Source organism: Proteus sp. GOKU, assembly GCF_015475555.1.
Taxonomy (GTDB): Bacteria; Pseudomonadota; Gammaproteobacteria; order Enterobacterales; family Enterobacteriaceae; genus Proteus; species Proteus mirabilis_B.
The window spans coordinates 3,222,847-3,237,144 of sequence record NZ_CP034105.1; the positions used below are offsets into that span (position 1 = coordinate 3,222,847).

Here is a 14,298-nt window from a genome sequence, read left to right on the forward strand (position 1 = left end):
CCAGAAACAAGCGTTTGAAACCCAAACTAATTTCATTTTACATTGCCATTATTTTGCGTCGGTTTGTTGACAGTCATAGCACCTTTACCAATCGCTAATGCTTGTATTTCTCTGTCATACATAGCTTCTGCAAATGCTGGCGGTATAGAGAATATTCCTGAATTAGTGGCTTTAATTTGGTAGACAAACTCTTGTACTTGTTGAGATGCAGTACCATAAATAATGACACGATCTTCTCGAATATCGCTGTATTCTGGTGACCAACGTGTTCCTTTGCTACTGGTTGGTGATAACCATTCGACTTCAGGATTGTCCACGTCGTCCATTGATTGTTGTACAACTTCAAAACCACCAGGTAGCAAGTCCACCAGCACGACATTATTCACACCTTGTTTTGCATTCGCTCTGATTTTTATGTGCACATAAAGCTTTTCACCCAAGGTTGCACTATTAACAACCTCGCCTTTTTCATTCACATAGTCACGAGAAATTTCTAGTCCTTGTGAAAGTGCTTCTTTAGGTTGTTCACTATCAAAACCAGATTGTGTCACAACATACCAAGCTGCGTTATTCGTTGGGTTATTAAATAAGATCTCTTTAATACCTGCTTTAAACTGGCCTATCGCAGTAGCATTTGTCATAGATGAAATAACAACTGGTGAATTTTCACCACTTTTTACACTTACAGTTAATGGCTGTGTCGGCGTTGCCATATTTTGGATCTGTTTAGTGTAATGCTCTAATGCCAAGATACTCATTGCTGATGACTGTGTGGTATAGCGCTCTTCTTTAAAGCTCATAACCATATTTTCCAGTAGTTGTGGCGGAATATCTCCCGCTTTTTCTGGAAAATGTTTCACAATCAAATACAGCCTTGTACTGTCTTGGATCAGCGGATCTAAATAGTCATGTGACCACCACGCTTTGCTATAAGCTTTGCTTAGCTCTTGCCATGTAGGCTTGAGTAATTCATCCGCTTGTTTATCCATTTTCAGCATTTTGTAAGATGCCGCTAGATATAAAGCACCTAAATCACTTTGCCATGTTTTTGGATAATTCTTTTGCATTCGCGTTTGAATAGCCGCAATTTCACCCGTCGTCACTTTACCTTGGCGTGTTAGCAAATAGACGGCAAAAGCACGCATTCTAAGTTCATCTTGATTATTTAACCCTGCATTGACGGCAAGCTTAGTTAAGTATTCATTGGATGAACGTAATAGCGTATCTGATACAGGGTAATTCGCCTCTTGTGCCTCAAGTAAGAATTGAACGACATATAAGGTCACAAATGGATCAGTCGATGGTGTTGAACGCCATGTTCCGATAGCACCTTGACCATTTTGGCGAGTCAGTAATGTTGCCATTGTCTGTTCAAGTTGAGTGCGAATTTTATCTTGTGAATATATCGCCTTCATTTCAGGATTACGTTGATGGAATAACAACGGTATTGCCTGACTGGTTATTTGCTCTGAACAATTATAAGGATAATTAGCCAGATATTGCGCTAATGCGCTGCTTAGTACTAAAGGCGAGTAAGAAACTCGTGCATCTCTTTTCGCATATTCATCATACATTTGGCGAATATATGTAACACTCTGCTCTTTACCATCCATACGACCTAAGCTTGATTGAGTGCGATAAGCTGAAGCTGGGCGAATAGAGAGATTCACCGTTCTTTGAGTCACTTTACCTTCAGTATTCACTGCGAAAGTGATAGCCCCATTACCCAATTGTGACTTCGCTTTTAGTCTAAAGGAAACTACCGTTTCTTTTTTCTCACCTAATTCTAATTGGTAACTGTTCTGTCCTATAACCTCTAATTGAGCTTTTGGTGTTATCGTCACATCAAGCTTAGTTGCAACACCGTTAAGGTCAGTCAGATTATTTGCGATACCTAAAGTGACATCAAATTCATCATTAGGCGCCACTGTAGTAGGAATATGTGGACTTAATACAAAATCATCACGCACAGTCGTATAGCGCTGCGTATTTCCAATACGATTTGGTGTAACAGATACCGCCATAACTCTTATTTTGCCATTAAAATACTCTGGCACTTTGTAATTAAAGACAGCTTCTCCATCTACTTCTGTAATACCAGACCAATAAGCGACTGGCTCTTCTTTCTTGCGTTTAAATGGATTCAAGTAGAGATCGACACCTTCACCCGCATCACCGCCCGGCGCTGAAGCCAGTGACATCATTTTGCTAAATTCAGGCAAAATAAGATCCAGTATTTGTGTGCTTTCAACTTCTAATGAACGCTTACGGAAGAAGTAATCTAATGGATCTTTTAATTTATATCGAGCGACTTGCAAGATACCTTCATCAACAGCAAAAACAGCAACTTGTTGTGGGCTATCTGTTTTTACCGTAATCGGCAAGGTATCGCCCGGCTTGATAACATCTGGTGACTCTAATTCGATTTGAGCTTGGAAATTTTCACGACTGACTTTAAACGGTACAACACCATAGCTAAGTGGGCTCATAAATATTTCGTCAGAGTTTATATCTCTAACAAATTGAACATTGATGTAGCCATTACCTTGCAATTGCGCAGGAACACGGATTTTTTGTACCGAATTTGTTGTTGAAGATGTAAACCATTGCCAATAATAAACTTTATCTTTCTCTATCGTGATAATACCACTGCCAACATAAGGAGCATTGATGGCAATCTCGATCTCCTCACCCGCTTTATATGTGTCTTTATTTAAAGTGAGTTGTAATTCTGCTTCGCGATCAAGTGAGCGAGTCACATTCGCATTACCCGCAACTGTATAGTTAATGCGATTAAGTACACTGCCTTCTTTGTTTTTGACTAATAACACAAAGTTACCCGGTGTTTGTGTTTCTAATGCAAAAGAACTTCCTTTTTCATCAATGGAAAGTGAAACATCATCAATAAACACTTCTTTGAGTTTAGATTGATATTTATAAACACCTGAATCTTGTCGAGTTAAAACAGAGAGGTATTTTTGCTCATAGCGTTCTAACGTTAATGCTTCTTGAGCAACTTGTTTTAATGTCGGATCAATCGCAATGAAATTGAGATTGCGCTGTGCATTTTGATTAATATAGTCAAGCGTTCCATCTGCTTTAACGCCAATCAGATAATCATGAGGAGATACCATAACTCGCGCAGCAGCTGTTACAGAACGACCACTCCCAGCATCAAATGCTTCAGAAATAAGTTGTAATTGGTAAGTGGCATCATCATAAGATGTTAACCCCAAATCAATATCGGCCAACCCTTCGGCATTCGTTGTTGTTTCTTCTAAATCTGTTTCAAAACTATCGTGATTACGACGGTTTTCATAAAAACGATAATCGGAATAACGTGAAAAATTAGGATAAATTGGCCTTAAGGTTAATTTAGAAACAACTCGTCTATCTTGTGCCGGAGTGCCAAATAAATTTTGTACATCGATTGAAGCTTTTAATTCAGAAGGTTTCACCCATCCTTGTTGTCTATCTGGCGTTAGATTAAGAGCAACCTTAAGTAAATCAGGCTCAAACTCTTTAACCACAATCGTTGTGCTACCTAATAAGCTGGCATCTTCATTATTTTTACCAACTAAATAGAGATAGATATTCCAATCTCCAGTGGGCGAGTTTTCTGATGTGGTATAGCTTAATTCATTGAAACCAAACTCGTTTAACACCATAGATTGATTTAACATCAATGTATTACGAGGGTCTCGGACTTCAACACGCAAAGGTACGCCTTCAAGGGCTGTTTTCCAGTCAAAGGTACGTGTAATAAGACCAATATTGAAGGTTTCACCCGGTCGATAAACGCCTCTATCAGAAAATAAGAAGCTATCGAGAGTACGCGGATCTCTTGGTGTATCATCACCGAAGATATCAAAACGAGATAGGTTAAGTTGCCTATCGTAATAAGCATCTGTTGGTAAAAATGAAATATCGCCATCTTTTTCAACTAAAAAGAGAACGGCAGTTTGTTCATTTCTAAAATCTTTAAGATTAGGGAAAACGACATGACCATCAGCGCTAGTCATTTTGCTCAATAATGTTGTCCCGTTTTTAGCAATAACTGAGACTTTCGCATCGCTAACAGGCGCACCGTTATAGATAGATTGTATAAAGACATCTCGAGAACCATCAATTGATGATTTAGCAATGATCCCTAAATCTGTCACGACAACAAAGCGCCCATCAGAAAGCTCTTCGTCATCATCATCTTCATAGTATTCATCTTCATCTTCGTCTGTTTGGGATGCTTTATTAGGATCCCATGAAGAGAGTTTTAATAAGAATATCCCGCGCCTAGCATTAGGATCAGCAGATAAATAGCGACTTAAATCGATACCTTTATATTGAATTTCACCTTTGTTTTCATTATTCAATGCTGTTTGATAAGTAAAGTGTTCCGTGAAATATTCATCATTAAGGCGAGAAAATCGTGTTGAAGTAAAGTATTTATCTTTAAAGGAAACAATGTGTTGTAACTGACCTGGAATAACTCGTTTTATATCAAGTTGTAGCCCTGGTAAATTACGAGCAGAAACGGTGATCCGCTTGTCACCCGTCATAGAAAGCAAAGCACCTTCAGAAACAAAGTTCAGCATTTGCGGATAGTCAGGCACACTGACAATTTGGTAACGATCTTCTTTTAGTTGGTATCCGCCCACAGATGTTATCCCACTTGGGATTTTAACCAATATATAGCGATAAGCTGGCGCATTGTATTTAAAAGCAAAATTGGCTTGATTTTCTTGCTCATTATCATTCATCTCAAGCGTTAGCTTTTCTGACTGAGCAAGAATAGTTTTACTCACATCATTCAAGTTCCAATCGTAATAATCGTCTTCATCTTGGCGAATGTCAGTATTCTCTAATTCTAAATTGTGTTGAGGCAATAACCACGCAGAAACTTCATTTTTTATCTCTTTTTCATTTAATTCATCACTTAATGAAATGATAATTACCCGCGCATCTTTCCCATTTTCAGACTCAACTAATTCGCTCTCTACATTTGAAACATTAAGGCTATATAGACTTGGGATCTCAACATGATATGTTTTTTCTTTTAATGTTGTATTGGCGGTTACTGTTGTTGCAATACCCGGTTCAATTTTAAGAAAAACCTTGCTACTAATGTCTTTTAGCGTTAATTGCTCTGAGTGAACCCAAGCCGTTAATTTTTTATTATCGTAATTGATGACATATTTCAGCTTTTCATTATCGCCGTATTTCATTGAAAGGCGTTTTTCAAAACTCTGAATATCGACAGGAGCGTTAAAAGAGATCTTTATAATGGCGTGTTTTTGTGATGGATTTTGAGGATCTTGATAAAACTCACTATTTCCTAAACTGTAATCAAAAGAGGTTGTTTTAAATTCATATTTATTTGATTTCAATGAAAATTGTGGTGCTAATAGTTTAGTTTCATCAAGCTGAATTTTATATTCATTGCCCATAGCAAAAGGCTTTTTAGCTGTAAATACAAGGGTCGAGCCATTTTGCCACTGCCAATTACCCTCAATCGCAGGTGTTAATGTCACACCTTCAGTTACCTCTTTATCAATAAGCGTAATAGGTGCCGCAGACCGAGAAAAAGATAAAATAATTTTCTGGGATTGAGGATTATCATTCGCATAATTAATCTGAGCAGGGCCTGTAAGCTTCACATTAACATTTTGTACAACGATAGGAGCGACATCGATAGGAACAGGTCGATTGAGATAACTGTGATAACCGTAATAACTGCCAAATGACGCAACAATAAGAAAAACAATAGAACCTAATGCGGTTTTAGGGTGACCTACTATACCATTTTCGATCTTTCGTAAATGGCGGGCAACAAAGTCAATCCAGACGGGCGTACTCCATTGTATTTTCCCTATAAATGGGCTGAGTATCTTCTCTAAAAGACGAATACAAAAAACAATGATCCACCCAAATAAACGGATCAGTTTAAAAGGGAGAGAAAGTAAAAAACGCAGTACGTCCATATAGATAGTCCTATATTGCACCGATAAAAACGCATTTTTTATCAGTAAAATTAAACCAAAGAGCAAAATAGATAACACAACTATAATAAAGTAAGAATACAGAATAAGAATGAATACTTATCATTAATTTATAATTTTATTATATAAAGATAGATTACATTCTTAATGTTTTTTTCCTAGCATTCCACTCTATTTCAAGACTCTTCTGAGCATTAGTTTGTATCATCTTTTTCTAACAATCATTTAATGTTTAATAAAACACAGTAAAAAAGATAAATTTTGCGAGAAAAATCGCACTATTAAAGTGCGATTTACATTTTTATAGCGTAAATATTACTTCGCTATTAAAGAGTTATAGTTCTCTATCAAGTATTTATATTCATTTGAAATTGTATTTAAGCTACCTGATATATCTTTATTCTCATTGAGTTTTTTCTCTAATACTTTTAACTCAATAACAAGTTGTTGGTATAGTTTTAAATACTCTTTAACTGAATAATCAGTACTTTTCATATTTTCTTTATTTAGCAATGCTTCATCACCAAATACTTTTCCTAACTCAATTGATTGTGCCTCAATTTTGGTAATTGCCGCAGAGAGTGCAGTCACATCAATTTTATCTGGATTCATTGAATCAAGAGTATTGGTTACTGTATCCAATGATTGCATAATTTGATAACGAACAACCAAGCCTTCTTTTTTCACTAATTCAAGCTCTTCAATATGCATTGCTTGGTAATAGTTTTCATATGCCTCAGCGGCTTTTTCTTTCTCATCGATTAGTTTGGCATAAGCATTTTTCACATCTTCATACAAAGTACTTGCTTGTGCAAAATCATCTAAGCGGTATGTTTCTTTTACAACGAGATAATCGCCCAACTTCAGCAGTTTCTTATATAGATCAACATAACTTTCACCATAAGCATTCCCCACAGCGTCTAACTCTGGGAGTGTAGGAGAAAATGTTTTCATAAATTCGAAAGACTCTTGAGCACGTTCGGCGCCTGATTCGCTCAAATGCATAGAGAAGGTACTTCTAACAGGCATTAGCGCACTATTCGCTTTCATTCTTTTTATTTGATCTGTCTCTGCTTCATTTTCGAGTATTTTGAAAGGTGTTAGATCAAGGGTTTTGCCATTATCAGAACTTAAACTTGTTAAAACTTTCTCCGTGTTATCTAAAAGATTAATGTTAATTGTGCCCGAAATTCTGCCGGTTTTTTTCTGAATGATGGTGCCAAAATCTTCGTTAAACGTTGCTAACCACAAGTTACCTTTTTCAATTTTCTGGCTAAATTGAACTTCATCAGATTGAGTGTTTTTTGAATCAGGCTTAGATTGTGTTGTTTGCTCTGTTTTATTTTTATCTTGCGAAGGTGTGCCTGTATTCGAATTTTCATTTGAATTGTCACAACCTACTGCTGATATTAATAAAAGACTTATTATCGATGCCAATATGCTCTTTTTCATAATCCCTCATTATATTATTAAGTAATAACTTCACTATAAACTATAATGAGTTTAATAATTAATGACTATTATTTATTAAATTAATTTGAAGCATCTCAACAATACTCTTTATAAGAGTATTTAGAGTCAATCAGAAAAGTATATTTACTTAAATATAACGTTATATATTTATAAATATTTTTTAAAGAATTTATAGATATCCTATATTAGCTATTTTCAATTCCTTCTTTTAACGCCTGAGCAATAAGCTTTAATATAAAATCAATAAAGCAGGTACTATCACTCTGTTTATCAGCCTCACCTAATACTCGATAATAATCATCTTGATGTTGCTGGATAAGCAAACTCTTTTTATGCGAGTTGTACCGCAAAAGAGATGATTTTCTTATGTTTAGCATCTAAATATCTTGTCTTGTTTTCGTCATTTGCGTATTTATATTTTGTCTGTGAAAGGTATCCCACTTTATTTATCAATGTAATAAAATATCATTAAAATCAATATGTAATAAATTAAAAATAAAGAATTTTCAGAAAAGTGCAGATTGTCATAAATAGTGAATCAACGATATTATAGTGCGTAAAATTATTTGGCTTTTGGTCTAAAAAGATATTTGGATCATTAAAACAATGAACTGAAACCTTGTGATATGATCATACAATGCTTGTGAAATAGAACGATATGCGGTGTAACAACAGATTTTCACAAATAACTCAAAATTCAATACGTTAAGACAGACAACAACATGACTGACATTCAACACTTAGACTCCCACACACCAATGATGCATGGGTGTGTTAGCGTTGAAATGTAACGATATTTATTGATTCTCCGACAAAACCTATAATTTAACCTACACTTAATTAATTCTTTGATTTATAGGTAGTTATTTTTCATTTAACCTAGCCAGCGCTTATACTCTAAATAATTCTAGGAGCATACATAAGTATGTCACTAGTCCGAATGAGCGCAGTCAACAACGCTGCAACTTAAAACATGGCGAGTAAATACCCTAAATAATTCAAGGTGCAGCTAGGCGACAAGTAAATGAGTTGCTAGGAGCATACATAAGTATGTGACTAGTGCGAATTAACGTAGTCAACAACGCTGCAACTTAAAACATGGCGAGTAAATACTCTAAATAATTCAAGGTGCAGCTAGGCGACAAGTAAATGAGTCGCTAGTCACATACATAAGTATGTGACTAGTGCGAATTAACGTAGTCAACAACGCTGCAACTTGAAGTATGGCGAGTATAAAATGAATAGATATGATGTATCTAATAGCGAAGGAAAATTTGCTGATGGTTCTGATGAAGAAGTGCTAGCTAACAAGCTAGGGCTTTCAAACGTTGATGATATCAATGATGCTGAGCTTGTCCTGTTAGAAAAACTGTATCAAGTCATTTTCGAAGAACAATTTCCCACTGAGCAAATTACCGTATCACTTATTCAGCGTTGGCACCGCCAATGGCTAGGGAATGTTTACGAGTGGGCAGGTCAATTACGTACAGTGAATATTAGCAAGGGTGGTTTTATGTTTGCCCCTGCGGGTCGTGTCGCAAAGTTACTTGCTCAATTTGAAAAAGAGTTTCTAGCAAAGTATACGCCTTGCACCAATATGAGCCGAGAACAAGTCATAAAAGCTATTGCCACGGTACATGTGGAGTTAATTCTGATACATCCGTTTAGGGAAGGAAATGGGCGCTTATCGCGTTTACTCGCGGATGTGATGGCAGTACAAGCTGGTTTTCAGCCGTTAGACTATGAAAGTTGGACTCAACATCCCGAGCAGTACATTGCAGCAATCCACGCTGGGTTAAACCTTAACTATGAACCCATGAAATATTGGGTTAACGAAGCCTTGAAAGCGAACTAAATCGCAAGTTTCAAGTGTCCAAACTTCTCACGCTTAGCTTTCATTGCTTCTTCTAGGCGACGAGACTCTTGCCCTGTTTCAATCGCCGTAGAGGTTGCGACCGAACGAATGAGTTGAGTACGAGTTGGTCTTGTTGCTTGAATTAATTCATTCTTTTTCATGGTAGTCTCACTTCAAACTGACGATAGTGCATTTTATCATCGTTGTTTTATATGGCAACATAGATCACTTTTCTAGTTAAAAATTTCACAGCACAACGTTGTTTCATTTCCGTCTACTTAGAGCGAAAAGCGGAAGTTCAGAATGTATACTTACTTCGATGCTTGTTAAGCAATGGGGAGTAGGTCAGCAATTTATTGTGAAAGCAATAACACTAATAGTATTAGTGAAGAGGCTAAAGATTTGTTTAGAATCCGCCCCCTTAAGAGGCGGTATTCTTGGCAAACATTTTATTTACTGTTTATCAATTGCAATAATGGGATCTCAGTTACATCATTAGGAATATAGGGGTCATCTTCTTTTAAATTAACCCCAATACAATCAACATCATTTAACCCAATTTCCCAAGCCCACCTAACATCTAACGTACTCATTTCTATCCCTAAACTATCTCTTTGTGGATGCTCAGGAACAATATTTTTTAACATCGCATCACATCCAAGATAGAATTTTCCACAGGCCTGATACGCAGTAAGAAATCTTTCTAGATTGACATTGCTATCAGGAGTCATCGTATTAATTCTACTGATCATTGTCATTCTTTTAGTTAATGGAGTTGTCATCATATTTTCAGATATTAGTACTCTATAATGAGTTGGGTTTTTAACTGAGATGCCCTTGACAATACAAACCCGTAATCTGGCTTTACTATCTACCAAGCCTACTGATGATATAAGATCTTTAAAAATATCCTCACCTATATCGGGGTGTTTAAATAATAGATATAATCCTGGATAACACGATTTTAATTGAGCGAAACCTACTCCTTGCCAGCGTGTTCTATCCCATAGACGAGGTTTGATTAGACTTTGTATGGAATAATCTTTATGTGTTATATTTTCGAAGTTAAGTTCCTCTTCAGGCATTCTTCCTTTACCGGATGTTGGAGCTTTTATATCCTCGATCTCCAACACTTTCGAAAATTCACTATCCCAGGATTTATCTCTTAAAAGAGGGTAAGTTTTCTTTTCAGAACTGGCGGAATAAATTTTCTTAATTTGTTGATCAATATCATTACCAAGAACATTTTCAATAGATTTGATACAGGCACCAAAACTAATTGCTCTGTCGAATGCAGCATCTTCGAAGATCATTTTTTCAATGTATTCTGTATTTTTTATAAAAAATAATTCGGGGAGAAGATTGAATAATAATCCTTTGAATTCATTAGTGATTTCTTGTTGCGCCTCGATTCTAAAATCACTTACATCAAAACCAGCGCAATTTATTGTAAGATTTAGTTTTCCACTATTGCTATTTATTTCATGTGATAAGGATAAGTCATCATCGTCATCTGCTATTACTTCAATAATTAGAAATGCTTCTTTAAGATAGATGTTGTCAATCGTACAGGTTGCAAAAGCACCCTCTAAAAGTGATAAGACATTAGTTGAAAACTCTATAAATGGTGACCGATTCGGAAAGTTAATTTCTATAGTGCATCCAAAAATAAAAGATGTATGTACTCCTCGTTTGTCATGGTTATCTTTTATGCCCTTACTATTAAATCCAGTATCAAAGTCACGTATTTTTTGCAAGAAATCATTATGATCTTTATCGGCAGTAACTCCGTACTCACGTTCAAAATCTTCAATATAACCTAAAGCATATTTAAGACATCCCGATGATACAAAAAGGCCTAATCTATCGAGTTCATCGGGGATATTACTCTGTCGATTTATTCCCTTTAGGTCAGTGTTCAAAATGAGTTGACTTATGTAAAAATCGACTTGCTGATTTTCTTTATCGCCGAACGAGCTATCACTGATATTCTCGTTAATTATTAAAAACAGTTCATACCATAAAAGAGCATGTGCTAATTTCCCTAGTTTTATTTCTGTTAGACATAAATTATAATAAATTTCAGCCTGCTTTAAAGATATCTCATCATACTTCCAGAAGTTATCTGTAATCAAAGAAGCGGATAGAAGCAAGCATGAACGTGAACTCCATAGCAATCCAATGGATTCGTAAGCATAAGCAATAGCTTTTGATGCTAATATAAATTTATCTCGTGATTCCTCTTTATAGAGTGGAATAAAAGATTTTCCTAAATACTTGATTGCCTGATAAGGGTGACCATTTTGAAGCCTCTTTATACCTCTTCGCAGATTTAATAATGCCCCTTTAACTTCACCACCTCTAACAGCAGATTGCTCAGTCATATAGTCTAATAAATTTTCATATGCATCTACATCGAAAAAAATGTCATCTAGTTCGTTCAAAAGTTGGAAGTTTTTCTCAAACGGATAGCCTATTAAATTCCCACTATTTTTAAAAATTTCATGTAACTCTTCAAATACAACCGAAGCATCTTCTACATCTGAAAACGTTATCAGTTTATAAATGGCTTTGTGAGTTCTCGCTGTGAGCGCATTACTGGGACGTGAATCATCGTCAGCTATCTCATCTAGTTTGGCGAGCATGTTACGTTCAATATTCTCAATGTCGATTGTAGATGTTGCGTTGTTAAGTCTAATATAACTTTTATGAACGGTTATTAAATTTAAAACTTTTTCCCATTTTGAGGAATTAGTTGATGATGCTATACTTTCATACGCTAATTGAAGATTTTCTTCGAAGAGATTAAAATCTTCCATCCAAAAATGGGACTTCCAGGCGTATTGATAATACGCATCTAGCAATTGTTGATTAGTCCCGAATTTTTTTGAGATTTTTATAGCTCTTTCAAATAGACCTTGTGTTTCAATTAGTGGTTTCTCAAGTTCAGCGCTTAACTCTGCAATTACTAAAAATATATCTACTTGTTCATATGAAATTTCAGCAGGGTTTATTTTCTCTCTAATATACTCGGTTAATTCTTCATATTTTTTATGCTTCTTATAATCATTTTCTCCAAAAATAACTTCTCTTTTATATTGTGTTGGAACTGACAATGAATCAATAACCAATTGCTCAAAATGGTTTTTGTAAATTTGATCTAATAGCCAATTAATATCTAATATACGGACATCTATTCCAGTTTTTGTTTTTAGTGTATCCTCGACCTCTGAACGAATATTGGACTTTGCAGATTGATTCGTTATGCAAAATACTTTAGTATACCCACGCTTTGTTTCTTTTATCTTAAGTACATCTTCATGACATTTTTTCTTCCAGTCTTTACGTGTACTTACCGCAAAGGCCCAACGTTCTTTATTTGATGTATCATTAACACCTTCGAACCAAAGAAGCTTATTCTGTTCCGAAACAGGGTATGTTTGTGTGTCAGTTTTACCATCCCCCCCTGCTACAGGACCAGTCTGTTCAAGGAGATTAGGGCAAATTATTTTTTCACATATTTTTTTTGCAAAATCCTCGAATTGTAATTCTTGATTTCTTGTATTTAGCGTAGAGAGGAAGTGTTCCAGTACAACTCTATCTAAAGTACCAGTCTCTCTGATTGTTGAATCAGAAAATTTTTCAGGGCGACGGCGCCTTAGGAATTCTTTAGATGAAAATTTGGTTTTCTGTACATTCATGATTGTGGCGCTCCTCTTGCTATCAACAATAAACCTTTGTATGCATCAACTAGATTTATTGTTCATACTGCTTTTTTTGAAGAAAAAATTGCGGAAGTTTATTTCTAGACAAGCTATCTATGTAATCACTATACCACTGCATCATTTGTTGTCTCCCTTCCAAATACTGTGCATGATTGTAAGCCCCGTGAATAGCGTTCTGATCCACATGTGCAAGCTGTGTTTCGATCCATGCAGAGTTGAATCCTTCTTCGTGCAGAATGGTACTCAATGTGTGACGAAAACCATTCCCCGTCAGCCTTCCTTTTTATCCTAATAGCTCAATTACCTGATTAATGCTTTCCTTTGAGATCGGCTTAGTACGATCATTACGTCCAATGAATGCGATCGGAGATATGCACCTAATCTTATAACATCGTGTTTTCTATGTCCGTTTCTGGCACAGAACTGCCACTTAATTAAGTATGATTCTGTGCCATGGAGATAGTACCTGCTCCCAAAAATTTAATTTCGATTCACTATAAACAATGATGCTTCAATACTATCTCCAAATATGGGTGCATCCAATCACCATCAGACAGTTCATGCAAACTCACAAATCCATCATGTTCTAGCGCACAAACACCGCTGTGCGAGCTTACATAATCATAGACTACACGGCTTTCTAGCCCTTGTATCATATGCGCGAGTAGCTTACGTCGCATCACATCACGACGCCACTTTTTCCATTCCCCATTTTTTGTTTTTCGCTTTGTCGTATTAAATGGTTGCTCAACCGCATTCACGACAAAAAGCCCATACCTATTTTTCTTTCCTGTTTTTAGATACTCGTCAAGGAGTTGATTTATGCTTTCGCGAAGCTCTTTCGTTTCTAACTCCCAATGTTTCAGCATTTCTGATACATAATCGTCGGAATAAAGCTTTTTTAGCTTTTTCGCCATACTTCCTTTCGGTGACGAACTAACAGAACCTGCATTGAATATCGAGCCATAACGGATAGTTTTAATGAGGTCATCATCTACCCCTAGTGTATCTTTGATAACGTCAGTTTCTAGTACTGATAGCGGGTCAGTGCCAATACCATATTTCTTGAATTCTTGCTCTAAGATAGCCAACTGACAGCCTTTAATATCATAATTGTACCCATTGACTAAATATGCCCATTTCATCTTGCTGGGTAAATATTGAAAACCTGTACCTAATTCAAAAGAACGGCCACCCAACTCACTACCTCTCTTTCAATACATCAGTCTTTGCAGAACCTATTGAGACA

7 protein-coding genes and 1 pseudogene are annotated in these 14,298 nt (G+C 36.1%); 1 reads left to right on the forward strand and 7 read right to left on the reverse strand.

Annotated elements, in window-relative coordinates; translation table 11 throughout:
• Positions 1 to 32: 32 nt before the first annotated feature.
• The 3 genes from EHE21_RS14840 to EHE21_RS14850 form a co-directional block, all read right to left on the reverse strand.
• A complete protein-coding gene (locus EHE21_RS14840) occupies positions 33 to 5,978 on the reverse strand; it encodes an alpha-2-macroglobulin family protein (protein ID WP_194951093.1) in 5,946 nt (1,981 codons plus the stop codon).
• Between the two features lie 333 nt (positions 5,979 to 6,311).
• Positions 6,312 to 7,448 (reverse strand): DUF3829 domain-containing protein, encoded by a 1,137-nt coding sequence (locus EHE21_RS14845; RefSeq protein WP_194951094.1) that lies wholly within the window; start codon positions 7,446 to 7,448, stop codon positions 6,312 to 6,314.
• Between the two features lie 206 nt (positions 7,449 to 7,654).
• Positions 7,655 to 7,846, reverse strand: a complete 192-nt coding sequence (locus EHE21_RS14850) for a hypothetical protein (RefSeq protein WP_194951095.1) — start codon at positions 7,844 to 7,846, stop codon at positions 7,655 to 7,657.
• An 860-nt stretch (positions 7,847 to 8,706) separates the two neighbouring features.
• On the opposite strand from EHE21_RS14850, the gene EHE21_RS14855 reads away from it, so the two are divergent.
• Positions 8,707 to 9,324 (forward strand): Fic/DOC family protein, encoded by a 618-nt coding sequence (locus EHE21_RS14855; RefSeq protein WP_194951096.1) that lies wholly within the window; start codon positions 8,707 to 8,709, stop codon positions 9,322 to 9,324.
• Here the strand turns inward: EHE21_RS14855 and EHE21_RS14860 are convergent.
• The 4 genes and pseudogenes from EHE21_RS14860 to EHE21_RS18940 all read right to left on the reverse strand — a co-directional run bounded on the left by EHE21_RS14860 (position 9,321) and on the right by EHE21_RS18940 (position 14,248).
• Positions 9,321 to 9,485 carry a hypothetical protein gene (locus EHE21_RS14860; protein ID WP_194951097.1) on the reverse strand — a complete coding sequence of 55 codons (165 nt, stop codon included), beginning with the start codon at positions 9,483 to 9,485 and terminating at the stop codon, positions 9,321 to 9,323. The genes EHE21_RS14855 and EHE21_RS14860 overlap by 4 nt on opposite strands.
• Before the next feature lie 288 nt (positions 9,486 to 9,773).
• Entirely contained in the window at positions 9,774 to 13,025 is a 3,252-nt protein-coding gene (locus EHE21_RS14865; protein WP_194951098.1) for a hypothetical protein, read from the reverse strand.
• Between the two features lie 55 nt (positions 13,026 to 13,080).
• A pseudogene (locus EHE21_RS14870) lies at positions 13,081 to 13,416 on the reverse strand (tyrosine-type recombinase/integrase); the annotation flags it as partial.
• Between the two features lie 127 nt (positions 13,417 to 13,543).
• On the reverse strand, positions 13,544 to 14,248 hold the full coding sequence (locus EHE21_RS18940; RefSeq protein ID WP_228766696.1) for a hypothetical protein: 705 nt from the start codon (positions 14,246 to 14,248) through the stop codon (positions 13,544 to 13,546).
• Positions 14,249 to 14,298 lie beyond the last annotated feature (50 nt).